Consider the following 26,116-nt stretch of genomic DNA (forward strand, 5'->3'; position numbering starts at 1 on the left):
TTAACGACGACGACCACGGAGAACAACAATGCCAAAGAACAACACCGTCAAAACTGTACTTATTATTGGATCTGGCCCGATTGTGATCGGTCAGGCTGCCGAATTTGATTATGCTGGAACCCAAGCCTGCTTAGCTTTGAAAGAAGAAGGCTACCGAGTTATTCTGGTCAATTCTAATCCAGCAACAATCATGACTGATTCGGAAATCGCGGATCGTGTGTACATGGAACCGTTAACTCTCGAATACGTTGCCAAGATTATTCGCAAGGAACGCCCAGATGCTATTGTTCCAGGAATCGGTGGCCAGACTGGTTTGAACCTTGCCATGCAGTTGGAAAAGAAGGGGATTCTAGCGGAATGCGGAGTTCAGCTTTTGGGAACTCCATCTCAGTCAATCGAACGTGCCGAAGACCGTGAGCAGTTTAAAGAGCTGTGTGAATCCATCGGCGAGCCTGTGATTGCTTCCGAGATCGCTTATTCAATCGACGAAGCGAAGGCTGCAGCTAAACGCATCGGTTACCCGGTCGTTTTGCGCCCCGCATTTACCCTTGGTGGTACGGGTGGCGGTTTTGCCCATAATGAGCCTGAACTCATCGATATGATGCAGAATGCGCTCCAGCTTTCCCCGGTCCGTCAGGTCTTGATCGAGAAGTCTATTCTGGGCTATAAGGAAATCGAATTTGAAGTGATGCGTGACTGTGCGGATAACACAATCTGCATCTGCTCGATGGAAAATATTGATCCGGTGGGCGTGCATACCGGGGATTCCGTCGTCGTCGCACCGGCACTCTCACTAAGCGACGCCGATTTAACGATGCTGAAAGAATCCGCATTCAAACTGATTCGTGCTTTGAAAATCGAAGGTGGCTGCAACGTCCAATTCGCAGTCAATCCGACCTCGAGCGAATACTTCCTCATTGAAGTTAATCCACGAGTGTCACGGTCGTCTGCCTTGGCATCCAAGGCTTCGGGGTATCCGATTGCGCGAGTGACAGCGAAAGTCGCACTCGGTCTGACTCTTGACGAGATTCCGGTGGCTGGAACATTTGCTAGCAAAGATCCAGTCCTCGATTATTTAGTGGCAAAGTTCCCGCGCTTCCCGTTCGATAAGTTCACTGATGCACCTAACCTCTTAGGCACGCAGATGAAAGCTACTGGCGAGGTGATGGGAATTGGTTCGAACCTAGAAGAATGTTTGCTTAAGTCGGTACGGTCTTTAGAGATCGGCGTCGACCATTTCTTTATGCCAATGTTTGCCCAGATGTCCGACGACGACTTGTGGGCCTACGTGACGCAGTTCCGTTCCGATACGATGTTTGCGATCGTTGAATTACTGCGCCGTGGCGCAAGTATTGACGAGCTTCATCGGGCCACGATGGTCACCCCGCTGTTCCTCGAATCATTCGCATCGATCGTTGCGATGGAAAACAGGTTACGGGAGAATATTTCTGACGACGACGTTTTGCGCGAAGCAAAACAGATGGGATTTGCGGACACAGTGATTGCTCGGCTGTGGGACACCACCGAGCATGAGGTGAGCTCGCGCCGGCATGATGCGGGAATTGTTCCGGCATTCCGCATGGTTGATACGCTGAAGTCTGGCGCGTATGTGCCATACTTCTACTCATCTTTCTCAGGCCACAACGAATCGCAACTAACCGATCGTAAAAAGGTTATTGTGCTGGGAGCTGGACCAATCCGAATCGGTCAAGGAGTGGAATTTGACTATTCCTCGGTACATGCGATTAAGACGATTCGAGAAGCCGGATACGAAGCGATCATCATCAACGACAATCCCGAAACCGTCTCTACCGATTACACGACGGCCGATAAGCTCTACTTTGAGCCGCTAACGCCAGAAGACGTGATGAACATTGTGGAATTTGAACAGCCTATCGGTGTGATCACGTCATTAGGTGGACAGACCGCGATTAACCTTGCTGGACCGCTGGCCGAGCGCGGAGTGAACTTGTTGGGTACGTCCTTGGCTGCGATTAACCGGGCCGAGGATCGCGATGAGTTTGAACGATTACTTTCGGAACTAAACATCCCGCAGGCACCCGGCAAAGCTGTGACCAACGTTGAAGACGGTCTTGCAGTGGCTCATCAGGTTGGCTACCCAGTGTTGGTTCGTCCGTCGTTCGTCCTGGGTGGGCGCGCGATGCGGATTGTTGGCTCGGACCAGCAATTGCGTCACTACCTGTCACAAGGATTGAATATCGACGTCGATCGACCGGTACTGGTTGATAAATATATCTCTGGAAAAGAACTCGAAGTTGACGCGATTTGTGATGGGCGTGATGTGTTTGTTGCCGGAATCATGGAGCTGGTGGAGCACACCGGTGTCCACTCTGGGGATTCAATCTCGGTCTACCCAACGTTCTCGGTCTCCGGTAAGGTCAAAGGACAGATCTTAAAGTATACGAAGGCACTGGGATTGGCGATTGGGATCACCGGATTGTTCAACGTCCAATTCATCGTGGACGAGAACGACAAGGTCTATATTATTGAGGTTAATCCACGGTCCTCGCGTACTGTCCCGTTCTTGTCGAAAGTCACGGGGTTTGCACTGCCAGCTATCGCTACTCGAGCGATTATGGGCGAGTCACTTAAAGAACAAGGAATCTTCGACCTCTATCCGGAAGAACGCGATCGCTTCTTCGTCAAGGCTCCAGTTTTCTCGTTTAACAAGATCAAAGGCTTGGATGCCTACCTTTCCCCAGAAATGAAGTCGACCGGTGAAGCGATCGGGTACGACGACGATCTGAACCGTGCTCTCTATAAGGCCTTGCAAGCTGCTGGAATGAATCTTCTCAACTACGGAACTGTGCTGGCGACTATTGACGATAAAGATAAGGAGCGTGCGCTCGGTCTTATCCGCAGGTTCTATAATCTTGGTTTCAATATTGCGGCTACTGCGGGTACCGCCCGATACTTGAAAGAAAACGGTATTCGTACCCATGCGATGAGTAAGATCTCAGAAGGCTCAACTGAGATCATCGATGCGATCGAAGCGCAACATCTGTCCTACATTATTAATACGCAAGGCGTTGAAGAATCATCCCAAAAGTCCGATGGGGCACAGATCCGAGCGAAGGCATCAGAGTTTTCGGTTACCTTATTGACCTCACTCGACACAGTGAACGTGTTGCTTGATGTGCTCGAAGAAATTACCTTGAACGTTTCGACGATCGATGCGCCGCGCCGCCAAGGAGCCTGATTAATGACAAACATCAAGGTTCACGCATGCGTAATTGAGAATACTGCGCTGACAGAAACAATTTATCGGTTGCGGCTACGATGCGAATCGTTTGCACCTGCGCAGCCGGGGCAATTCGTAAATGTCACAATTCCGGGATTCTTCTTGCGCCGGCCGTTAGCCATTGCTGACGTGGTATATGAGCACGACGGCGGCGCCACCTTAACACTGATAGTTGCCCAGGTAGGCGCTGGAACTCAGGCACTTGCCAGTGTCACACCCGGCACAATGATCGACGTTCTCGGCCCGCTCGGACACGGTTTTGACGTGGACGGGGCGGGATCAAACCCGGTTCTTGTTGGTGGCGGATCAGGGATTCCGCCGCTCTATTTCGCCGCGAAGTACGCAGTTGCACGTGGATACAGGCCGCACGTTCTGCTGGGGTTTCGCACGGCACATGACGTGTATGCCGAACAAGATTTCCGCGAACTTGGCTGTGACGTTTCGGTAGCTACCGAAGACGGGTCATACGGGGTAGCTGGTTTTGTGACTGCCGCTATGCCCGATGATGCGTCGCACGTCTTAGCCTGCGGACCAGAGGGGATGTTACGTTCCGTCGTCGCGCGCTCGCGCGGGCGTGTTCAGGTCAGTCTGGAAGCACATATGGGATGCGGCTTTGGTGCCTGCTTAGGCTGCACTGTACAGACTGTCCGCGGCTTGGAACGCGTATGCGTGGAAGGCCCAGTCTTTGACAGTACGGATGTGATTTTTGATGGGGAGGTAGCACGATGACGAATCGACTCGCGGTTGATTTATGTGGAATCACTATCGACAACCCCATCATTGGTGCTTCGGGCACGTTCGGATTCGGTTCCGAGTTTGCTCGCCTGTGGGACATTAATCAGTTGGGGACGTTCTCGTTTAAGGGGACGACGGCGCAGCCACGCTCGGGAAACGCTCAACCGCGGGTGGCGGAAGCACCAGGCGGGATGCTCAACGCTATCGGGCTAGCAAATCCTGGCGTGGACGCAGTTATTTCCCATGAACTGCCGCAGATGCGCACGTATTTCCATAAACCAGTGATGGCAAACGTCGCTGGATTTTCGCTCGCGGAATACGAGCAGGTCACAGCGGCGCTGGATGCACAAGAAAACGTTGGCTGGTTAGAAGTCAATATTTCCTGCCCTAACGTTCACGACGGCGGCAAGACATTTGCCGACTCGCCCGAATCGGCGGCTCAAGTGTGTCAAGCAATCAAAGAGGTAACAACAAAACCTGTCATCATGAAGCTATCGCCAAATAGCGGGGCAGTAGTGCATATTGCTCAAGCCTGCCAGGATGCCGGTGCTGATGCGCTCAGCTTGATTAACACCTTCGTCGGGATGCGGCTGAACCTACGCACTGGACAGCCTATTCTTGCTAACCGCACCGGCGGGGTATCAGGCCCGGGAGTATTCCCGATGGCTTTAAGAATGGTGTGGGATGTAACCCACGCCGTCGATATCCCCGTGATTGGAATCGGTGGAATTACCAGCGCTCGCGATGTCATCGAAATGATGCATGCTGGTGCCACTGCCGTCCAAGTAGGCACCGCTAACCTCGTCAATCCCTACGCCTGCTTAGAAATAATTCAGCAGTTACCAGTTGAAATGGACCGATACGGGATACAAACCCTAGCCTCACTCACTCACCACCGAAAGGACTCATAACATGACACGAGACGTTATCGTCGCTTGTGACTTCGATTCCGCCCACACTCTCACCACGTTCTTGGACTTGTTTGAAGATGACAAACCATTCGTCAAAATTGGCATGGAGATGTTCTATGCCGGTGGACCACAGATCGTCCGGGAAGTGAAAAACCGCGGACATAAAATATTCCTCGACCTCAAACTCCACGACATTCCGCAAACAGTTCGTAAAACAATGCGGGTGCTGTCTCAGCTCGACGTCGATATGACAAACCTCCATTGCGCTGGCGGAAGCACCATGATGAAAGCCGCCATTGAGGGCCTCACCCGCTCAGATGGAACCCGGCCACTCCTGATCGGCGTAACTCAACTAACATCGACCAGCCAAGAGATGCTTGAAGATGAACTCCTCATCTCGCAACCTATGCCTGACGTTGTTGCTAGCTACGCAGCCAACGCACAACACAGTGGTCTCGACGGCGTCGTATGTTCACCATTAGAAGCCCAGCCAGTACACGAGAAACTGGGGAAGTCGTTCCTCACAGTCACCCCGGGTATTCGGTTTGTGGACAGTGCCGCGGATGATCAACGGCGAATCACTACCCCACACCAAGCCTATGAACTAGGAGCCGACATGATTGTTGTTGGCCGCCCAATCACCCAAGCTACTGACCCAGTGGCTGCATATACCCGTTGTGTTAAGGAGTTTACTCGATGAATACCGCCCAAACCGTCGCTCAGGCGTTGCTTGACATTCAAGCAGTCTTCTTGCGTCCAGATGATCCATTCACTTGGGCCTCCGGAATTAAAAGTCCTATCTATACCGATAACCGATTGATTCTTACCGCTCCACAACAACGAAACATCGTCGAAGATGCGCTCGCACAACGAATCCGCGAAGCATTCCCCGATGCCGAAGTCCTCATGGGCACAGCAACCGCCGGTATCGCGCATGCTGCGCTCGCGGCAGATCGGCTAGGTATTCCGATGGGGTACGTGCGTTCTTCGGCAAAAGACCATGGACGCACTAACCGGATTGAAGGACGATTAGAACCGGGGGCCAACGTCGTCGTCGTTGAAGATCTGATCTCAACCGGCGGTTCCGTGATCGAAACGGTTCGTGCGTTGCAAGACGCTGGTGCGAATGTGCTCGGGATCGTCGCCATCTTTAGCTATGGAATGCAGGCAGCACAAACAGCGATGCAGGAAGCCAATATCGAGCTGACCACCTTGACGAACTTCGACAGTGCGATTGAATTAGCCGAAAAAATCGGCCTAATTTCCAGTGCAGATCTGCCGCGCTTGCGAGCTTTCCGAGATAATCCACGTGATGAGTCGTGGCTGACGAAGGCGGAATAAATCATGCAAAGCGTTATCGACATAAATGACCTGACGGTTTCTGAGATCGACGAGCTACTTGCCACTGCCCATGACATGATCGAACATCCCCAAACATACGCTCATGCGGCAGCAGGAAAGATCCTTGCAACACTGTTTTATGAGCCGTCAACGCGCACCCGGCTCAGCTTCGAAGCCGCGATGTATGGTTTGGGAGGACAAGTGCTCTCTGTTCCCTCCGCCAGCCATTCCTCAGCATCCAAGGGTGAAACAATCTCAGATACCTTATCTGTGATATCGAATTATGCAGATATCGTTGCGATGCGTCATCCGCATGACGGAGCCGCTCTAGTAGCATCGAACGCGGCGAGCAGGCCGGTCATCAATGCTGGCGACGGTGGTCATTTCCATCCCACGCAAACATTAGCTGACCTGTTAACTATCGAACGTTCCTTTGGCCGATTGGAAGGGCTAACTATCGTAGCAGTTGGGGACTTGCTCTACGGCCGTACGGTTCATTCGTTGCTCCATGCCATGATGCGTTATCCAAACAACACGTTTATTATGGTTAGCCCGCATGAGCTAAAACTTCCTGCTGACTTCCTTGCTCATGTGCGTAGCCAAGGAGTGGATATCCGGGAAACAACATCGTTGGCTGATGCATTGCCGCAGGCCGACGTTGTCTACATGACGCGCGTCCAACAAGAACGCTTCGCCAACCGAGATGACTATGAGCGTCTCAAGGGAGCTTACGTTTTAACTGCTGGCATGATGGAGAATGCGTCGCCGGATTGTATCGTTATGCATCCATTGCCGCGAGTCGGTGAAATCTCGTCCGAAGTTGATAGCGATCCGAGAGCAAGATATTTTGAGCAAACGTACAATGGAAAAATGATGCGGATGGCACTCATCCACCATCTGCTTCAAGCGGCTGACACTAACCAAGAACGCGAGCAACGGGAAGAGTTTGTACACTCGATTCCGGCGGAAACTGCAGTATGTCCAAACTCGCGGTGTATTACCCATTTTGAGCGTGACATAGTCCCGCGGTTGTATCCAGATACGCAGCAATGTGTTTACTGTGACTATATCGCACCTAATCTGTAATAGTTTCAGCCATGATTCTCGTTTAAAATTGAGATCATGGCTGAAACTTATCGCATTCCGCGTTCTTCACTAATTCTTATCACAACTCAGGTCAGCGCCTTGTGGCTGGTAGCTGGTCTCGTTTTGCGCTATATAGTGCCAGGGTTTGTGCGGTTTGTTGATTACGCGTTCTCCTTCGTCGCATTGCCTGGTTATCCAAGTCTTTTTATTACCTTGCTGATGGTTATTTTGACTTCAGGGATGCTTCGTGGGCAACGCGCGGCTTTGGTGTTCTACCTTGTTGTCGTCCAGTTACCAAACCTCATTGGCGGTATCGAAGAATATCTCTTCTTCTCGGATGAGCTTTTTTCGTTATCGCCAGCTGCAATAGTAGCAGTAACAACTAATATGCTTTTTGCATTGCTATATATATGCATAGGTATCTGGTCAATCAAAGAATTCCCAATGCGAGTTCGCGGGCGATGGGCACTTTCGCTCCTCATTCTTGTTACTGGACTTGCACTATCCACATTAATAGCCTGGGCTATGTTGACCTATCAGCATGTTCCAACCGCAGAGGGCCCACTTTCTACTGCAGTTGACATTGCTTTCGGTATATCACCAAATGATCCTGCAGAACTAGCGCATTATCGTATCCCGCATGCGATCCGAATTGTCTCTGGTGTCATCTCGGCAATGGGTCTATTTATTGGGCTCATGGTGCTCTTGAAATCAGCGAAAGTCCCATCTGTTAGTGCAACAGAGCATATGACGATTCGGCGACTGCTACTTGACCCACCATCAACTGACTCGTTGGGTTATTTCGCTACCCGCTATGATCGGAATATGGTACTCTCGCCTGACGGGCGAGCAGCCGTAACCTACCGTGTAGTAAACGGTGTGTGTTTGGCCGCCGGCGACCCTATCGGTGATCCACAATCATGGAAAGCAGCAGTCACAACTTGGCGTGACTATGCCCGCAAACATTCGTGGGTTGTGGCTGCAGTTTCTGTGTCTGAAGCCGGTGCTAAAGCGTATAAAGTAGCCAGTTTAAACGCTTTCCCGTTGGGCGACGAAACCATTATTGATGTGGCAGATTTCCATCTCAAAGATCTTCCTGATGTGCGCCGGGCGTTGAGCGCACCGCGCCGTGCCGGGTACTCAGTTAAAGTTCGTCGTCAGCACACAATCCCGGCTGAGGAGCTGACTCAGCTTGCCTTGCTCGCTGACAAGTGGCGGGTTGGCGATGAACGCGGATTTACAATGGCATCGGAGCGAGTCGGTGATCCACGCGACTGGCGCAATGTTATCGTCAGCGCTCATGATAGCAGCGGAAACCCGATTGGTTTGTTGACATTTGCTCCATGGGGTTTGCACGGTTTATCGCTCGATGTTATGCGCAGATCTCCAGATGCTGTTTCCGGAGTAACTGAGTTTATGGTGGCCTCGTTGGCCCAGGAATCAGCGAACATGGGGATCGAACAGATTTCGCTGAATTTCGTTGTCATGCGCGAGACAATTGAGCGAGGAGCCAAGGTAGGCGCTAGTATACGTCAACGCTTCGCCATGAAATTCTTGATGTTCACGTCTCGCTGGTGGCAGATCTATTCGTTGTATCGCTCAAATGTCAAGTATCGGCCACGCTGGCAGACTAGATATTTATGCATAGACAATGCTTTTTTCACCGCGCGTACTTTGCTAGCGTATGCGACCGCGGAAGGCTTCTTGCCCTCACTATCACGATATTTCCCACCGGTTGGAGAGCCCAACGACATAATCGAGCTGGAAAAGTCGCTCATCAATCGGCCAGTCCCAGAACCACGGGTTTCCGAGCAACGCGGTGTACGACGTCGGAAACTTGCACAGTTTGAAGCCGCTGGCGGCGTCGGATACCCGGTTGGAGTTCCGCGGACCCACTCAGTTAAAGACGTCGTTGAGGCTGGCAAGAGCCCTGAGGGGGCGATATCTCTAACTGGTCGCATCTGTCATATCCGCGATTTTGGGGGAGTGGTTTTTGCTGACCTTGTAGAAGAACATGCTACTATCCAAATCCTATTTGAACGTACTGCCGGAGCTAGCTGGCGAGATTTTAGATCTTTCGTCAATCGTGGTGATTTGATTTCGGTGACCGGTGTTCTTGGTACATCTCGAAACGGTACTGCATCCTTACTGGCCCAGTCGTGGACAATGGCGGCTAAATCTCTGGTGCCACTACCGCAGACCCCACTAGTAAACCCTCATTTGCGCGCTAAAATGCGGCATATTGATTATGCTCTTAATGCTCGTTCCTACCAGCTGTTTGAAGCCCGATCTAAAGTAGTCGCGTTCGTGCGCCAATCTCTCTATTCTCAAGGATACTTAGAAGCTGAGACGCCGATTCTTCAGGCAATTCACGGTGGCGCAAACGCCCGTCCGTTCCATACCCACATCCGTGCTTATGATCAGCATCTGACACTTCGTATTGCGCCAGAACTCTACCTCAAGCGGCTCGTTATCGCAGGTATGCCAAAGGTCTTTGAAATAGGAAGAAACTTCCGCAACGAAGGAGTCGATGCTACGCATAATCCCGAATTTACCTCGCTGGAAGCCTATGAAGCCTACGGTGATTGGGATTCTATGCGAGTATTAACCGAAAACTTGTTTAGAGGCGCTGCAGAAGCAATTTACGGTAAAGCAGAAATAACTTCCCAAGATGGCACCGTTCTGGATCTGAGTAAACCATGGCCGGTCATTTCCGTATTCGATGCGGTTTCACAGGCTGTTGGCTGCACCATCATTCCTGGAAGTGATATCAGTGACTATGCGGAGCTAGCGCAACGCTACGAAGTCGACGCTGAGACAGTCGGCCAACTCGTAACAGAACTATATGATGAACTTATCGAGCCGACGACGGTTTTCCCGACCTTTTATACTGGTTTTCCAGTAGAAACTTCACCATTGACGATGGCGGATCCAAACAATCCGCATATAGCTCAGCGTTGGGATTTGGTTGGACTGGGTATGGAACTCGGAACAGCATATACCGAGTTGTCTCATCCACTAGAACAACGCTCCCGGTTTGTGCAGCAATCATTGCTTGCCGCAGGTGGAGATCCCGAGGCCATGGAAGTAGATGAACCTTTCTTAGAGGCCTTAGAGTTTGGGATGCCACCTACCGGAGGACTTGGGATCGGTGTAGATCGAATGGTTATGTTCCTGACGGGTACAAGTATCCGCGAGATTTTGGCTTTCCCTTTCGTCAAACCTGAGAAATGAAAGGTAATACGAGCTCTGGGTTGGTGAGTGGAAAAAGATGGTTTTCGCCCCACAACATAACCAATTTTGCGTCTAACATTGACGCGAGCGTGCGCTGCTCCATCAAGAACCGGGTTTGCCTTCCATTCCCTGCGCCAACTATCACATGAGTGCGAATATGGGGTGCCACTGTGCTTGCTGTCAGTAATTGGGAAACTCGCGTTTCTAATGTGCTCGCGTAGTTCCACTGGTGAGCTAAGAATTGTCTGTTCTGTTTTCCTCGATATCGCCGGTTTAATATTGAGTTGTCAAAAAAGGGCGCTAAGGAGAGAGGTAATAAACGGGTAGCAATATTTGCCAGTGGGTTGTTAATTGTGTACTCGGCGTTATCTCGAGGAAAGGTGGGATCTAGAAGTACTAGACGGCAGACGTTTTGTGGAAAGAGCAAAGCCCATTCTAACGCCATCAGTCCGCCTAGGGAGTGTCCAATAAGAGTGATGGGTTCGCCGTCGTAATAAAAATTATTCGCGTCGCTACATGAAGAAATCCAAGGAAAGCACCAAGTATCGACCACACGGGCAATCGGGAATCGAGCTTCGTAAAACTCAGGAGCTAAGGCTAACCCGGGAACGATGATATTCATAAGGTCTCAGTATAATACCTGCAGTCGCCAGAATAAGACAAGCGAAGAATACTTGGAATCGTTGTAAGTAGCCAATTGGCACGACAGTAAAATCTAGCACGGCGATAAGAAGTGTTAAGCAGATGTAGATAATCGAGATAGCTATTAAAACTAGACGGTAGCGAGGAGCTATTCTTTTAGTGATAGCCAAGACTGTAGCGATTGCGGCAATAAGTAGGAGACTACCACTGACAATTGAGGATGCTACTAGGTGTGCCGTAAGGCCTGTCTTTTCACAAAAATCCAGTGATTCTGCACATTTGAGTGGAAAAATAACATCAAAAAAGGTTGCTATTGCAAATACGCTGTAACAAGTTGCTACAAAGGTTTGTGTCCGTGACCATGAACGTTTGAAATCTGCTAAGCATATGAGGCCGGCTAAAGCTAAAGTTGCCGTCAGTAGGTCTGATGTTGCAAAGATAAGACGGTAAGGGCTATCGAGCGCAAAATATTCAGACAAATAACTCAACCGCGGATCAAGTGGAAAACCAAAGATGGCTTCCAAAATAAAAGATGCATACATGATCCCGCTAATCACGCATAACCATATGCCAAGTTTGAATACTCGTGATGAAGGAGAGATAGCAACCACCCGCAATCGGTTATTTCGTTAATCATGGACTGATTAAGCTTATCAGGTTAGCAATCTATTATGGCTAAAGATACCAATTACTACCACTCGTCGTATATCTTTATGAACTTTTTACGATTTTTAGTGAGATATAGGGAACACGGTGTTCACATAATGGGAACGGTAAGAAAATCATAAAGAAATGGAGTAATTATTTAGTTGATCTTAAATATCTAAGGAGATGTGATGGGAAGGTTTTTACAATCTAGTGCATTTGCCGCGTCGCTGGCTCTCAGTCTGGGTCTTGCACCGTTGGCAGTTGCCAGTCCAGCACCCGATAGCAACCATACGGGTGGCATGTCACTGACTGAAATGGATCGGCTGATTAAGAAGCGTGGCGAGCGTTCCTCGCAACAAGTACGTGTACTTGTTATGCTCAAAAATCAGCCTACGTCTTTTTCTGACTCGAGTGAACAGCACAATAAAGGGCAACAGAGCGAACTTATTGAAAAGTGGACTAATAAGTATCATCTCGAAGTAGGACGTCAGCTCGGCTTCCTTGTCAATGGATTTGCGGCGACAATGCCAGCAAATAAAATACCAGCGTTGCAGCAAGAGCCCGAAGTAGCATCTGTGAAACGCGAACGAACATTTGAAAAGCTAGAGCATAACGCTCGGAAAATGCAAGGCGTCGTCACCGCTCACGAGAGGCACGGTCTCGATGGAGCTGGAACAGTGGTGTCGATTATCGATTCCGGTATCGATCCGCGGCATAAGGATTTGCAATTAAGCGAGGATGAATGCAAAAACGCTAAATTATCGCCAGATACAACGCATAATGGGCTCTTCACATGCAAAGTTCCAGCTGGTTACAATTTCGCTGATGATAACTATGAAATTATTGATACGAACGAAAGCGAACACGGACAGCACGTTTCAGGAATCGTAGCAGCTAACGGATCTGCCCGAGATGACGTCAAGACTCCCGACGTCGTCGCAAATAACTCTTTCGATGGTGTAGCTCCCAAAGCGCAGCTGCTGGCCATGAAGGTATTTCCAAATAACCCGAAGGCACGCGCAAATGATTCCGATATTATTGCCGCGATCGAAGCATCGGTGAAGCTCAAAGCTGACATTATCAATATGTCATTGGGATCACCTAACGGAAACCGTAATGCTTCCGACGGCGTTTACCGAGCTATCGAAAAAGCGCGAGAAGCTGGGACTCTGGTGGTTGTAGCTGCCGGAAACGAAGGGAAGAACTTCTCGCCAAACGGCGAAACTGACAACGTTTTGCACCAACTCGATGATGCTACCCTTGGCTCGCCTGCAGCTGATACCGGGGCTTTCGCAGTCGCTTCTATCGATAACCAAGTCCAGGTAGTTCCGGTTGCTACGTGGAAAGCTGGTGAAAGTGGAACAGAAACAGACTTACCGCACAAGAGCGCTACCGGAAAACCTGATGGGCGGCTCTATGAGCTAGTTGACCTTGGTTACGGTCAAGATTCTGACTTCACGGCGGAGAAAAAATCTGCGCTCGAAGGCAAGTTTGCGTTGATTCAGCGTGGTAAAGAGCGATTCTCAGACATGTTTCGACGCTCATTCGATGCCAAAGCAAAAGGCGTTTTGGTCTACAACGATAAGGCGCGTGGAGATGAGTTTATCGGTATGGGTGGCGTTGAAACGTATACGCAGTTCTCCGCATCTACGTACCATTCAGTAGGGGCTGAGCTCGCTGAAAAACTTCGTAACGGGAAAGTCTTCGTGAAATTTACTGACGATCGCAAACTGACGGATTTTGCGGGCAAGAAGGCATTGCGTCCGTCGTCGTTCACGTCGTGGGGCCCAACACCAACGTTAGATTTTGCACCGCATATTTCTGGTGTTGGTGGCGAAGTTTACTCTACCCAGAACGATAATCGATATGTATCAATGTCTGGTACTTCGATGGCAGCACCGAACGTAGCTGGGCTATCGGCACTCATGTGGCAATACTATGGAAAGAATTTCCCGGAGTTAACTGGAACTGAGCGAATAGATCGTATTCGTGCCTCACTTATGAATACTGCTGAGATTCCAACCAATGAGGAAAAAATTCCGTACGCTCCACGCCAAGTGGGTGCTGGTCTGGCTCGCGTTGACCAAGCTACCGAAAGTCCGGTGATTGCAACTGTTAACGGCCAGCCATATGTCTCGCTCAAACAGGTTCATGGTGCTACGTCATTCACCGTAACCTTGCATAATTATGGTGACAAAGCTGCAACCTACTCAGTGCCTGAACAGCAAGTTATCAATGAAGTCGAAGGCGAAAAGGGCGCAGCCAAAACTGTAGTATCGCAGGAGAAGTTGACCTCGAAGACGACGACGGTGACGGTTCCAGCCGGTAGCGAAGCGAACGTAACTTTTACTCTGGTTCCAGAGCAAGGAAAATCACACTACATTGAAGGATGGGCACAGCTGAATGGAACTCATGTTCCAAATATTGCTATTCCATATCTTGGGTTCGTCGGCGATTGGAATGCTGAGAAAATTATCGAAGAACCTGACACCGAATGGGGAGAGCCAGTCGAGCGCAATATCTACACGGGACTAGCAACTCTACGTGAAGATCTCATTACGCCTATTGGTCTTCTTAACGATATTTCGCAGGAATCTGAGGATGAGCGGGATTTGACACTCTGGATGTCTCCGAATGGCGACCAAATGCAAGACGTCATATTCCCGCAGTTACTTGTTCGCCGTAACGCATCAGATGTTGAATACGAGATTGTGTCAGAAGATGGAAAAATACATCAAACAACGGGTAAACAACAGGATTTGCGTCGTTTGACGCTCAAGAATTTCATGGATCCGCAATTGTCGGATGATGATGTTGTTGAAAACGCCAGTGCTTATGCATTTGATGGCAAGATTTACGATGCACAAAATGTTAAGTACACGAATGTGCCTGACGGAAAATACGTTTTCCAAGTTAAGGCTCGAGTCTCTCCGGAATATGATTGGCAAGTGACGAAGATGCCATTTGGTATCGATACAACGTCACCAACCATTACATTTAAGAAGTACGACGAGGCTGACGGATTTGTATACTTCACTGTGAAGGATACTGGCTCAGGCGTTCAAGTTGCTCCGGTTGTAGACACAGATTCAGAGACTAATCTGGTTGCCGAACGGGTGAACGATTCAGATACGGAATTCCGTATTAAAGTTTCACCGGGGACAACACACGTATTAGTGACTGCAGGCGATATGGCTGCTAATATCACCAGCGCCTCATACATTTTGGATCCGGTAGCAAAGCTTAGTGTATCGTTTGCTCGTGACATGAATGCTCATCCAGTTGGGCCGATCAAACCTTACGTTACGATGCTAGGCGAACCAGAAGGTGCAAAGCTCATTGTTGACGGATACGTGTCTGACGACGTCGATCACGTTACGATCAACGGACAACCAGCTGAGCTAGAAGATCGCAATTTTTATGAATACGTGCCACTGACTCCTGGGAAAAATAACATCACTGTGGTGGCATACAATGCTACCGGATTGGAGGTTAGCAAACTAGATTTGACTCCGTTCTACGATAATGAGCCACCGAAATTGGTAGTTAATAGGCCTGCGCCGATTGAAGGCAATATCGTAACTGTGCGTGGCACTATTACCGATAGTAATAAGGATGCTCAGTTGTCGGTGCTGGTCAATGGAGAGTTGGCGGATTTGAAAGCCGATGGCACGTTTGAATCTGAGATTGAGGTATCAGACGAGCTTCAAACAGTTGCTGTTGTCGGTAGTGACGGTGCACAGCGTGTTTCACAAGTAGTGCCGATTAAAGGACGCAGTGCTGATGTGCCTCCGGCACCGCCATTGCCAGGTGGTCCAGCTATTCCGCCGCCGCCACCATTGCCAGGCGATGGATTTATCTCCAGCGCAGCGCTGCCAACTATTAGCAACGCGCAGTGTGCTCCAGAGTTAGCAATCTGTGCTGTCCCAACGGACACCAAAGATTATGACCGGGAAAACAAGGTATTCACTGTGCGCGGCACCCTTAACGCCAGCACGATTGCCAAGTTCCAGCTGGTACCAACAGGACGAGCTGGAGATAACAAGGTGATAGAACCTAAGCCTTTGGAAGCTGAGATCAATGCTGAAACAGGCGAGTTTAGTCTCCAGGTGCCAGCGTCAACTGGCCAAAGCGATTTCCGGCTGGAACTCTATGTTCCTGGTGAAAAAGCAGATAATCCAGTACTGACTAAGAGCCAATCATTTAAGTTATTGATCGATGTTAATGTTCCGGAAATCCATATTGATCAACCAATAACACTGGGCGGATCAATTTTCACTCAGCATGATGAAGTTGTGTTTACCGGAAACGTGTCCGACGACGGTTGGGGATATAAGTTCCTGATTAATAAGGACACCGTCGAACAACGCGAAAATAACTCTGGACTTGGAGCGGAATCCAATGAACGAGAGTTCACCTATCCAGTTAAGGTGAAGGACGGCGATAAGATTCTCGTTACGGTGATTGATAGCTTCGGTAACCAGATCCTGGGTGTTTATCCAGTTGTCGTTGATAAAGACAAGCCAACTGTTGATGCAACGTATGCTGACAATAAGCTTATGGAGAGCACAGTTGTTGGCGATGATACACCGATAAATGTCACAGCTAACGACACCCACCTCCGGAGTCTGAAAGTCAAGCTCGATAGTATTGATGGAACTGAGGTACTGAACGAAGAAGCTCATGCAGATATTGATGTAACTGAGCGAAACGTTGAGGATCTTATGGCCGATGTACGTGAGATTCGTGAGACCGCACTCGAACGTCTGGAAGCTGCAGGAATTAGCAAACGCGTTGATGCTAACTCAGATAGTGATGTGGCTGACGCGGACACTGCGCAAAAACAACCAACTGTTGAAAATCAGGTATTTGTCAGTGGCAGCCAGACAACGGTGAAAACCCGAGATCTCGCTATTCCGATCGACACTGAAAAACTGTCTGCAGGTCTGTATACCATGACGATTTTGGCCGATGACCTTGCTGGGAACCAAACTGCGCAAGCAGTGACTTTCGCAGTGGATAGGTTGCCACAAATTGTCGGACCAGATGCTGTTGATGTGGAGCTAACCAAGGAACAGCTACGCGATAATGACAGCGCTGCTAAGGTTATCTTTGCTAATTTCAGCATCACTGATGACGGTTCTGCTGATTTTGCAGGTGACGGTTCCGGAGTTGGAGAAGCTCATCTTCTCATCGACCCGGCTACTGTTCTTATGCCCGGAAAAAATACAGTTTTGGTTCGTGCAGTCCAGCCTAATGGCCTTGAATCTCACAAACTTATTACTGTTAATATCTCGGTAAAAGAAGATTCACAACCTGAGCAGAAGCCTCAACCCGATACCCAAGAGGGCAGCGGTAGTAATGGCGGCACTACTCCGCAAGATCCGATGGTCGTGCCTGGTACCGGGTCTGGCCCAGTGTTTGGCACATTGGCCGCTGGTAGCCATACGCCATCGCATAGCGTTGGACTGGCAGCAACAGGCTCTTATGCGGGAACCCTGGCGCTACTTGCTAGTTTGACTATTGCTGGTGGTATGGTCCTCAACCGTAGAGCACGTATGAGCTGATACTAAAGGCTGATACTACGAAGCAGTGCGGAAGAACTCGACGTTCTTCCGCACTGCTTCTAGCTATAGTGCGCTCGCGCCGATAACATATTGAGTATGCGTATTTTGTTGACTGGTTTTGAGCCGTTTGGTGACGATAGTGAAAATGCGAGTTGGGAAGCTGTTAAGCGCTTGCCCATGTTGCTAAACGATGACGACAGTAAAATTGAGATCATAACTCGCAAACTGCCAGTTGTTTTTGCCACTGCTCCGGTTCAGTTACGCCAGTTCATTGCGGATGTTAATCCTGACATTCTCATTGCAGTCGGGGAGGCCGGACTACGAGACCTTATTTCAGTAGAAATGATTGCAAAGAACTGTGCCGATGCTCGAATCCCTGATAATGACGGTTACCAGCCGCATGGCGAACCGCTTGATGATGGGGAAGCAGAATGGCGAACTAGGCTACCAGCTAAAGAGATTGTGACGGCACTGTGTCAAGCTGGATTACCAGCAGTGGAATCGTACGATGCTGGGCTGTATTTGTGTAATGCAGTATTCCGCGCAGCGTTGCGACTTTTTGACGGTCCAGCGGGTTTTATTCACGTTCCCGCGGTACGGCAGGCTGGGCAAGCCAGCGTCGGGTCTGAAACAGATTCTTATCGTTCCCAAACGACTACGCTGGACACACACGTATGGACTGTTCCGCAGCTTACTGATGCCCTGAGCGTGGTCTGCCAGATCGCAGCGGCTGATTCAGCCCGCGCTTAGCGGGTACTGCGAGGCGTATAGCGATCAGTCGACGTCGTAGCATCGACGGTCTGTAACGCCTCTGTCCGATCGTCCCAGTTCTTCACTAGCTGTTTGGTAGCCTCAAATTCAGCAGTAATAGTTGGGTTCTCGGTATACGTCAGTGCAGAAACGATGACTGCGAAGATTAAGTTTGCTAGGAATCCTGGCACGATTTCGTAGAGGTCGAAGATACCGCCGGATAGGTTGCTCCAAAGCACGACGACGACGGATCCAACAACCATACCGCTGAGCGCTCCTGAGGTAGTGAGCTTACGCCAGAAGAGAGAAAGTAAGACGACTGGCCCGAAAGCGCCGCCGAACCCAGCCCACGCAAAAGCTACCAGTTCCAAGATAGTATCTGACGGCGAAATAGCGAGTAGTGCTGCGATGATAGAGATTAGAATGACGCCTGCACGGGACAGCATCACGCCGTGTTTTTCGGATAGTTTTTGGTGAACAAATACCGAATAGATATCTTCCACGAGGGCCGAAGAAGACACAAGTAACTGGGAGGAAATCGTGGACATGATGGCTGCTAAAATAGCAGCGAGCATAAACCCGGCAATGAGTGGATGAAACAAGATCTGGCCCATATAGATAAAGACTTGTTCCGGATTATCCAGGAGGCCTTCGCCAGATTGTTGTGCATAAGCAACGCCTACTAGAGCAGTGCCCATAGCTCCTAGGATTGACAAAACCATCCACCCGATTCCAATTCGTCGTGCAGCTTTGGCCTCAGCGGGCTTCCGTAATGCCATGAAGCGAACAATAATATGCGGTTGCCCGAAGTATCCAAGACCCCATGCTAGCGCAGAGAATATTCCAATAATTCCGGCGAAGGTAACTGTTGTGTCACCGATTAATGATTGCCAGTTAGAGTTAAGTAGTTGCGCCGACTCGATAGCGGCGGATGGTCCGTCAACGACGACTAGACCCATGATTGGAACGAAGACGAGGGCAAGAAGCATCATGACCCCTTGAACAAGATCGGTCCATGAAACCGCCAGGAATCCGCCTAATATCGTGTAAATAATTGTTACGGTTGCAACAAGTAACATTCCGCTGAGGTAGGAGGTCCCGAATGCAGCATGAAAAAATACGCCACCAGCAACCATGCCGGAAGAAACATAGAAGGTGAAGAAAAAGAGGATGACTAGGCCTGAAACGATGCGTAATGAATGGGTAGAATCTCGTAGTCGTGAATCCAAGAATGATGGAACTGTGATCGAGTTATTTGATACTTCGGTGTATGAACGTAACCGAGGCGCAACGAATTTCCAATTTAGCCAAGCGCCTACAGTAAGCCCGATAGCTATCCATGATTCGACCAGGCCGTTTGCGTAGAGCGCTCCGGGCAACCCCATAAGTAGCCAGCCAGACATATCTGATGCGCCGGCCGACAGTGCGGCTACTGCTGGGTTTAGTTGGCGTCCACCAAGCATGTAGTCATCTACCGAATCATTCTTACGGTATGCCCACAGGCCAATTCCAATCATTGCTAGCAGGTATAGAGCCATTGATATGGTTTGGAAAACTTGATCAGTCATAATTCACGTCCAAAGATTGCTTGTCCTCTTAACAGTACAGGAGCGAGCTTGTTGTTGTAAGTGACGTTTCAAACTCTCGTCATGAAGATATGTCACACGGTATGATGTCACATAACACGAGTACCGTTTTGTGTACCGATAGTGAAGGGGCCCGCTATGAAACCAGAAATCAACGGCGAGATTAGCCTTGCCAATGTTGCGAACCAAGCTATTATTCAGGCGCGCAGGTGGGCAGATCGCGCTGCTAGTTTGCCCACTGATCGTGCTGGAAAACTGTTATCTGACGTGCTGGCTTCAAATGATGGTTTAGACTTCACCATTGATTTTGTTGACAAGGTTATCCGACCTGAAGACAAACGTGTAGCAGCTAGAAATCTCCAGAAGCTTTCGGCACAAAAGATTGATTTCTTACCTGCATACTTATCGTTACCGGCAAGTGCTGGTGGTAAGCTTGCCACTATTGCTCCGCACGTCGTTGTTGGTGCTGCATTTCGTATTTTTCGTTTGCTCGTTGGTGACTTAGTTCTCGATACTAGCCCGAAAAAGCTTGGGTCGGCGATCAAGGCTATGCGAAAAGATGGCTCCCGGCTCAATCTCAATTTGCTTGGCGAAGCCGTTCTGGGGAAGAACGAAGCTAGCCGTCGGCTTAACGCGGTGATGGACTTATTGGATCACGACGACGTTGATTACGTCTCGATCAAGGTTTCGGCAGTCTTGGGCGTACACAATCCGTGGGGCTATGACGTAGCTGTGCACGAGGCGGTGCACGGGCTTTATCCGCTTTATGAAAAAGCGTTAAGGCTAAAGAAATTCATTAATTTGGATATGGAAGAGTATCACGATCTTCACTTAACGATCGATGTATTCAAAAATCTTCTTGAACTTCCAGAATTTCAGCGTCTCGAAGCAGGGATTGTGCTCCAGGCCTATTTGCCCGATGCGTTACCAGCTATGGTAGATCTCCAACAGTGGGCTGCCAACCGAGTGTCCCAGGGCGGTGCGCCAATTAAAGTACGGTTGGTTAAAGGCGCGAATCTGCCGATGGAACGAGTCGATGCGATTATGCATGGCTGGGAGCTAGCTACGCAGCCTTCTAAAGAAGCAGCTGACGCGAACTACTTGCGGATGCTCGAATATGCCTTGCGTCCCGAGCATGTGGCGAACGTAAAAATAGGAATTGCCGGGCATAATATGTTTTCTCTTGGGTTTGCCTATGCACTGATAGAAGCACGCGGGATAAGCTCCGGTTACGAAGTGGAAATGCTTCGCGGGATGGCTCCGAACCAGGCTGCCGCAGTTCGGGAGGATATCGGACATATTTTGTTCTATGTGCCGGTTGTTGACCCTTCCGAATTCGACGTCGCTATCTCCTATCTAGTGCGTCGTCTTGAAGAATCGGCTGCTCCCGAAAACTTCATGTCAAGCGTTTTTGAATTCCCGCATAGCGATGTGGTGTTTAATCGTGAACGGGATCGTTATATTACTGCACTGTATGGTGCTTTTCCAGAACTATCGCAACAATTTGCGCAGGCATCGCTGATAGCATCTCGTGATGTGCCGCAGTTGTCATATGGGCCCAACCGTATCCAAGATAGAAGGAACGACGACGTCGTCGTCCAAAACTCGTTTACAAATAGCGCAGATTCGGACCCCTCGTTACCAGCAAACGTGGAATGGGCGGATCAGATTTTCGCCAACATTTCAACAACCGCTCTGGGACAAGAACTAGCTAATTCGGCACAGGTACATACCACGGATGAGGTACGTGAACGTATTTGCCAAGCCCGAGCATCGGCATCGTACTGGGCAGGATTGCCTGCCCTTGAGCGCGCTAAAATTTTGCGCAACGCAGCAGTTATTCTCGGTCAGCGGCGTGGCGAATTGATGACGGTGGCAGCAGCCGAATGCGGCAAAGTACTGGGCGAAGGCGACGTTGAAGTATCAGAAGCAATAGACTTTTGTAACTATTATGCCCAGTTAGCCGAGGAATTGGATCAATTGGCCGGAGTAGACGTAGTACCGGCACAAGTCACGGCCGCTATTCCGCCGTGGAATTTTCCGATTGCTATCGCAACAGGCTCAGTCGTGGCTCCACTTGCAACTGGTTCCGCCGTCGTCTTTAAACCGGCAGAACAAGCCCGTCGGACCGGGGCTTATGTTGCGCAAGCATTGTGGGATGCTGGAGTGCCACGAGACGTCCTGCAACTTGTCGATATTGACCCGAGTGATTTGCCAGAAGCTGGACGTGCTTTAGTAACGGAAACTGATCAGACAGTATTCACTGGATCGTCACAAACCGCCCAGCTCTTCCGCTCCTGGCAGGCAGATCTGCGTCTATTCGGTGAAACATCAGGGAAGAACGCCATTATTGTGACTGAGCAGGCTGATATCGACTTAGCGGCTAAGGACATCGTCACGTCAGCGTTTGGCCATGCGGGACAAAAATGTTCGGCATGTTCACTTGTCATACTGGTTGGTACGATGGCCGAATCCAAACGTCTCCTGACTCAGATTGTCGATGCCGCTCGGTCATTGGTTGTGGCTTATCCGCAAATGCCAGCCGCTCAAATGGGGCCTGTTATTGAGCCAGTATGCGGGAAACTTGAGCAAGGATTGACAAAATTAGGGCATGGTGAGCACTGGATTTTGGCGCCACGCCAACTCGATGATACACGCAAATTATGGAGCCCCGGAATTAGAATCGGTGTACAACGCGGTTCAGAATTCCATCAGACCGAGTACTTCGGTCCGGTATTGGGAATTATGTTTGCCGAAAATCTTGATGAAGCGATCGATATTCAAAACGATGTGGAATATGGGCTAACCGGCGGAATCCACACCCTAGACAGTGACGAGATTGCACACTGGTTAAACCGTGTTGAAGTCGGTAACGCTTACATTAATCGGGGAATTACTGGCGCAATTGTTCGTCGGCAACCGTTCGGGGGTTGGAAACGATCCTCAGTTGGTACTGGATCAAAAGCTGGCGGACCTAATCATCTACTCGGTTTAGTTCGAGCAGAACGAAATAATCGAGCTTTGATGGAAAATAGTCGCGATCTTCCGGCAGTAGAAGGTAACGATCTGTTGATCCGTCTTCACGAGTTACAATCTGCTATCGAACCGCATCGGCATAAGATCTTCCGTGCGGCGATTCAGAGTACGAACGAGGCGTTATCATCTTTCTACTTGCCTGCTCACGATGTTTCTGGGCTGGGCGTGGAAAAGAACATTCTGCGGCATAAGCCTACGTGTGTAGACGTGCGCCTTGAGGATCGAGAGAACTGGGATCTGGCGATCGTAAATATCGTTGGGGCAGTAAGTGCTGGGGCAGACGTGACTGTGTCTGTTGCCGGAGAGCTTCCTGGCTCTTTTGCAGTACTCCTATATCAGCATGGTGTTGACGTTACTGTAGAATCCCATGCCGCTTGGCTTTCCCGAATTTCGGACGCACCTGCTTTCCCGTCTCGCATCCGTTATATCGGTGACGCACCCGAAGAGGTCGCTCAAGCTGTTGGCGGCTCAATTGATGTCGCTATTTTTGCCGACCCGATAACAGGGCAGGGCCGTGTTGATCTGCGTCCGTTCTTCTTAGAACAAGCTATCGCAGCAACTAACCATAGATTCGGCGACAAAACGAAGATCCTTGACGGTGTCTTGTAAAAGGTGTGGTGGCAGAAATGGATTCTGCCACCACAACTAGATAGAAAACAGTGTTCTCTGCCTTCAGTTAGAACGCTGGGACGATCTCTCCGTTTGGATATGACTCGCGGATGAAATCTGCAACCTTTGGATCGTGAAGGAGCTTTTCAAGTTTAGCGATTGCTTCTGCTTTCGCGGAGTCCTTCTTCCACGCAAGGATATTTGCATACGGGTTATCTTCGCCCGATTCGATTGCGATGGCATCGGTTGCCGGGTTTAACCCATGATCTAGTGCGAAGTTACCGTTAATTACAGCAATGTCAACATCAGGTAGCTGCACTGGAATAATGGCCGGATCTGCTTCGATGAGTGTGTAGTTGTGCGGATTCTTGGCAAGGTCGTGAATCGTAGGGTTGTCTCTGTTCTTGAGCTCGAAAAGCCCAAGTTTCTCGAGGAGTTTCAGTGCTCGTGCTTGGTTAGACGGATCATTGTTAACCAAGATTGTTGCTTTGTCTGCTAGCTCTTTGAGATCAGTAATCTTTTCCGAAAAAACAGCATAAGGTTCGATCTGGATGCCTTTGCCGTGCTCAAATGCGTAACCCTTTTCGCTGACTTCGGTGTCAAAGTACGGTAGATGCTGGAAGAAGTTGGCATCGAGTTCGTCCTCATCCAGAGCAACATTTGGCTGGATGTAGTCGGTGTACTCCTTGATGTCGATTTCGATCCCTTCAGCTGATGCTAGATTCTCGTTGACGAATTTTAGGATGTCAGCATGTGGTACTGGTGAAGCTCCAACTTTGACAACAGTTTTGCCGTTATCGTCCGAAGAACTCGATTGATTGTCCGATCCGGTAGCACATGACGTTAAGGCAAGAAGCGTTGCACAGGTAAGACTGACGATTTTAAGAAGTTTCATTGTTTTTCCTTTGGCTTTTAGGCATGGATTTTAGTAACCCATGGCCGACTAATCGTTGGGTGCCAAGGCTAGGTTTCCCGGCTGGTTGCGCCTTAGCGGTGATCAACCAACCGGCTCAACATATCACCCACCCACTGCACGATTTGAACCATAATAAGGATGACGACGACGGCGATGATGACGACGTCGAAATGATGCCGGGTATATCCGTGGTTGATAGCGAGTGCGCCAAGACCGCCGCCACCGACGATGGAGGACATCGCCGAATATCCGATAACGGTAATAGTCAAAATCGTAATTGACTGAATAATTGCAGGCAGAGCTTCGCGTACTAAGACGCCAGACATAATGCCAACTGGTGACGCGCCAGCCATTTGTGCTGCTTCAACTTTTCCTTGTGAAACTGCAAGAACGTTGGATTCGACTAAACGAGCGAAATACGGAACAGCAGATACGATGAGAGCGACTGTGAACGCGGGCCATCCCACTGTTGAGAGCCAAGGAACATCGATCAAACGAATTGCGTATAGTACGATAACAGCCAAAATAATGAACGGTATTGCTCGGCCGATATTCACGCTAGCACCTAATAGCTTATGAGTATAGCGATGTGGTATCAGCCCATCTTTACGGGTTTCAGCCAGTATTACGCCCAATGGCAGGCCAAGTAGCACGGTTACGATTGTGCCGACGCCGACCATGTAGAGTGTTTCGACAATAGCAGGTAATAGCTGCTCTTGCACCACTGGTCGGTTGAACCATGTGCCTTCTTCGTGCCGTGAAGCGGTAGTTATGACAGTGATAAGGGTAGCTAAGTTCAACATCATGCCTCACGCACCTGTGCGAATACTGTTGTTTTGTTGAATTTGGTAGCGCATACGTCGCCGGTGCCGATAGGAACTGTTAACGCTAAGCGACCAACCTGAACATCTCCGACTGATTCGAATGTCCCTGCGGCAATATCTGCCCCTAGTTCGGCTACTTTGCTTAATACTTGCGATCCAGTTGGTTTACCTGGCTGAGAAGTGAAATAGAGGTCAATAACGTCATTGAGTTCGCTAATGTCATGATCGAGCTCCGGTAGTGGAATGAGCTTCTTGGCCAGAACTGACATTGGATCTTGCAGAATTTCTCGAATGTGGCCACTTTCTTGGATTTTGCCAGCATCAAGAAGGGTAACGGAGTCACAAATTTTCCGTACGACAGACATTTCGTGGGTAATAACGACGACGGTTACTCCCGTTTGGTCCCGAACATTTTTCAACAACTCTAAAATCGAATCAGTAGTTTCTGCATCAAGTGCTGACGTCGGTTCATCAGCTAGGAGAACAGCTGGTTTATCAGCTAGCGCACGAGCGATTCCAACGCGCTGACGTTGACCACCAGATAGCTGAGAAGGATAGGACGACGCACGATCTTGCAAGTTAACTAGGCGTAGTAGCTCGGTGACCCGGGCATCAATGTCTTTAGTTGGCATCTTTGCAATACGCAGGGGATAAGCGATGTTCTCGTAGGTGGTGCGCGATTCAAATAAGTTAGCGCCTTGGAACACCATTCCGATGCGCCGGCGTGCAGCGCGCAATTCGTGCGAACGTAGCTGAGTGAGGTCTTGTCCATCAACCAAAATAGATCCAGCCGTTGGACGTTCGAGAGCGGTCAGGCACCGGATAAGGGTGGATTTTCCAGCGCCTGATTCGCCGACGATTCCATGAATGGTGTTGTCAGCAATGGTTAATGACAGATCTTGTAATGCATGAACAACTGAGCTACCTTTACGTGGGTATATTTTTGACACGTTTTGAAGTTCGATCATA

The 26,116-nt window shown here is 49.6% G+C and carries 16 protein-coding genes; 10 read left to right on the top strand and 6 right to left on the bottom strand.

Going from position 1 to position 26,116, the window contains the following annotated elements; translation table 11 throughout:
• Positions 1 to 28 precede the first annotated feature (28 nt).
• The 7 genes from carB to lysX are packed head-to-tail and all read left to right on the top strand — an operon-like array spanning position 29 to position 10,569.
• Positions 29 to 3,220 carry a carbamoyl-phosphate synthase large subunit gene (carB, locus tag BLT51_RS06030; RefSeq protein ID WP_091281068.1) on the top strand — a complete coding sequence of 1,064 codons (3,192 nt, stop codon included), beginning with the start codon at positions 29 to 31 and terminating at the stop codon, positions 3,218 to 3,220.
• A 3-nt stretch (positions 3,221 to 3,223) separates the two neighbouring features.
• On the top strand, positions 3,224 to 3,991 hold the full coding sequence (locus BLT51_RS06035) for a dihydroorotate dehydrogenase electron transfer subunit (RefSeq protein ID WP_091281070.1): 768 nt from the start codon (positions 3,224 to 3,226) through the stop codon (positions 3,989 to 3,991).
• Positions 3,988 to 4,908, top strand: a complete 921-nt coding sequence (locus BLT51_RS06040; RefSeq protein WP_091281073.1) for a dihydroorotate dehydrogenase — start codon at positions 3,988 to 3,990, stop codon at positions 4,906 to 4,908. The genes BLT51_RS06035 and BLT51_RS06040 overlap by 4 nt, the downstream gene beginning before the upstream one ends.
• 1 nt (position 4,909) lies before the next feature.
• Positions 4,910 to 5,608 (top strand): orotidine-5'-phosphate decarboxylase, encoded by a 699-nt coding sequence (pyrF, locus tag BLT51_RS06045; protein WP_091281075.1) that lies wholly within the window; start codon positions 4,910 to 4,912, stop codon positions 5,606 to 5,608.
• Positions 5,605 to 6,249, top strand: a complete 645-nt coding sequence (pyrE, locus tag BLT51_RS06050) for an orotate phosphoribosyltransferase (RefSeq protein WP_091281077.1) — start codon at positions 5,605 to 5,607, stop codon at positions 6,247 to 6,249. The genes pyrF and pyrE overlap by 4 nt, the downstream gene beginning before the upstream one ends.
• 3 nt (positions 6,250 to 6,252) lie before the next feature.
• Entirely contained in the window at positions 6,253 to 7,335 is a 1,083-nt protein-coding gene (pyrB, locus tag BLT51_RS06055) for an aspartate carbamoyltransferase (protein ID WP_091281080.1), read from the top strand.
• A 36-nt stretch (positions 7,336 to 7,371) separates the two neighbouring features.
• Entirely contained in the window at positions 7,372 to 10,569 is a 3,198-nt protein-coding gene (gene lysX, locus BLT51_RS06060) for a bifunctional lysylphosphatidylglycerol synthetase/lysine--tRNA ligase LysX (protein ID WP_091281083.1), read from the top strand.
• Here the strand turns inward: lysX and BLT51_RS06065 are convergent.
• Both BLT51_RS06065 and BLT51_RS06070 read right to left on the bottom strand, forming a co-directional pair.
• Positions 10,553 to 11,191, bottom strand: a complete 639-nt coding sequence (locus BLT51_RS06065) for an alpha/beta hydrolase (protein WP_091281085.1) — start codon at positions 11,189 to 11,191, stop codon at positions 10,553 to 10,555. The genes lysX and BLT51_RS06065 overlap by 17 nt on opposite strands.
• On the bottom strand, positions 11,154 to 11,822 hold the full coding sequence (locus BLT51_RS06070) for a DUF998 domain-containing protein (RefSeq protein WP_157672936.1): 669 nt from the start codon (positions 11,820 to 11,822) through the stop codon (positions 11,154 to 11,156). The genes BLT51_RS06065 and BLT51_RS06070 overlap by 38 nt, the downstream gene beginning before the upstream one ends.
• A 225-nt stretch (positions 11,823 to 12,047) precedes the next feature.
• On the opposite strand from BLT51_RS06070, the gene BLT51_RS06075 reads away from it, so the two are divergent.
• A complete protein-coding gene (locus tag BLT51_RS06075; protein WP_091281090.1) occupies positions 12,048 to 17,426 on the top strand; it encodes a S8 family serine peptidase in 5,379 nt (1,792 codons plus the stop codon).
• A gap of 96 nt (positions 17,427 to 17,522) precedes the next feature.
• A complete protein-coding gene (locus BLT51_RS06080) occupies positions 17,523 to 18,176 on the top strand; it encodes a pyroglutamyl-peptidase I family protein (protein WP_091281091.1) in 654 nt (217 codons plus the stop codon).
• On the opposite strand, the gene putP is transcribed toward BLT51_RS06080, so the two are convergent.
• Positions 18,173 to 19,744: a sodium/proline symporter PutP gene (gene putP, locus BLT51_RS06085; protein WP_091281094.1), complete on the bottom strand. Its 1,572-nt coding sequence runs from the start codon at positions 19,742 to 19,744 to the stop codon at positions 18,173 to 18,175. The two genes, BLT51_RS06080 and putP, sit on opposite strands and share 4 nt — an antisense overlap.
• Positions 19,745 to 19,900: 156 nt before the next feature.
• Here putP and BLT51_RS06090 point away from each other — a divergent pair, with 156 nt between their 5' ends.
• Entirely contained in the window at positions 19,901 to 23,407 is a 3,507-nt protein-coding gene (locus BLT51_RS06090) for a proline dehydrogenase family protein (RefSeq protein WP_091281095.1), read from the top strand.
• A gap of 67 nt (positions 23,408 to 23,474) precedes the next feature.
• Here the strand turns inward: BLT51_RS06090 and BLT51_RS06095 are convergent, their stop codons facing one another.
• The 3 genes from BLT51_RS06095 to BLT51_RS06105 form a co-directional block, all read right to left on the bottom strand.
• Entirely contained in the window at positions 23,475 to 24,302 is an 828-nt protein-coding gene (locus tag BLT51_RS06095; protein ID WP_091281098.1) for a MetQ/NlpA family ABC transporter substrate-binding protein, read from the bottom strand.
• Positions 24,303 to 24,394: 92 nt separating this feature from the next.
• Complete coding sequence (locus BLT51_RS06100) at positions 24,395 to 25,129, bottom strand: methionine ABC transporter permease (RefSeq protein WP_091281100.1); 735 nt, start codon at positions 25,127 to 25,129, stop codon at positions 24,395 to 24,397.
• Positions 25,126 to 26,115, bottom strand: a complete 990-nt coding sequence (locus tag BLT51_RS06105; protein ID WP_091281102.1) for a methionine ABC transporter ATP-binding protein — start codon at positions 26,113 to 26,115, stop codon at positions 25,126 to 25,128. The genes BLT51_RS06100 and BLT51_RS06105 overlap by 4 nt, the downstream gene beginning before the upstream one ends.
• Position 26,116 lies beyond the last annotated feature (1 nt).

This window comes from Arcanobacterium phocae (assembly GCF_900105865.1).
GTDB classification, from domain to species: Bacteria; Actinomycetota; Actinomycetes; order Actinomycetales; family Actinomycetaceae; genus Arcanobacterium; species Arcanobacterium phocae.

Coding starts and splice junctions, on each gene's coding strand:
- carB (WP_091281068.1), top strand. CDS start 29: ATGCCAAAGAACAACACCGTCAAAACTGTACTTATTATTGGATCTGGC.
- BLT51_RS06035 (WP_091281070.1), top strand. CDS start 3,224: ATGACAAACATCAAGGTTCACGCATGCGTAATTGAGAATACTGCGCTG.
- BLT51_RS06040 (WP_091281073.1), top strand. CDS start 3,988: ATGACGAATCGACTCGCGGTTGATTTATGTGGAATCACTATCGACAAC.
- pyrF (WP_091281075.1), top strand. CDS start 4,910: ATGACACGAGACGTTATCGTCGCTTGTGACTTCGATTCCGCCCACACT.
- pyrE (WP_091281077.1), top strand. CDS start 5,605: ATGAATACCGCCCAAACCGTCGCTCAGGCGTTGCTTGACATTCAAGCA.
- pyrB (WP_091281080.1), top strand. CDS start 6,253: ATGCAAAGCGTTATCGACATAAATGACCTGACGGTTTCTGAGATCGAC.
- lysX (WP_091281083.1), top strand. CDS start 7,372: ATGGCTGAAACTTATCGCATTCCGCGTTCTTCACTAATTCTTATCACA.
- BLT51_RS06065 (WP_091281085.1), bottom strand. CDS start 11,191: ATGAATATCATCGTTCCCGGGTTAGCCTTAGCTCCTGAGTTTTACGAA.
- BLT51_RS06075 (WP_091281090.1), top strand. CDS start 12,048: ATGGGAAGGTTTTTACAATCTAGTGCATTTGCCGCGTCGCTGGCTCTC.
- BLT51_RS06080 (WP_091281091.1), top strand. CDS start 17,523: ATGCGTATTTTGTTGACTGGTTTTGAGCCGTTTGGTGACGATAGTGAA.
- putP (WP_091281094.1), bottom strand. CDS start 19,744: ATGACTGATCAAGTTTTCCAAACCATATCAATGGCTCTATACCTGCTA.
- BLT51_RS06090 (WP_091281095.1), top strand. CDS start 19,901: ATGAAACCAGAAATCAACGGCGAGATTAGCCTTGCCAATGTTGCGAAC.
- BLT51_RS06095 (WP_091281098.1), bottom strand. CDS start 24,302: ATGAAACTTCTTAAAATCGTCAGTCTTACCTGTGCAACGCTTCTTGCC.
- BLT51_RS06100 (WP_091281100.1), bottom strand. CDS start 25,129: ATGATGTTGAACTTAGCTACCCTTATCACTGTCATAACTACCGCTTCA.
- BLT51_RS06105 (WP_091281102.1), bottom strand. CDS start 26,115: ATGATCGAACTTCAAAACGTGTCAAAAATATACCCACGTAAAGGTAGC.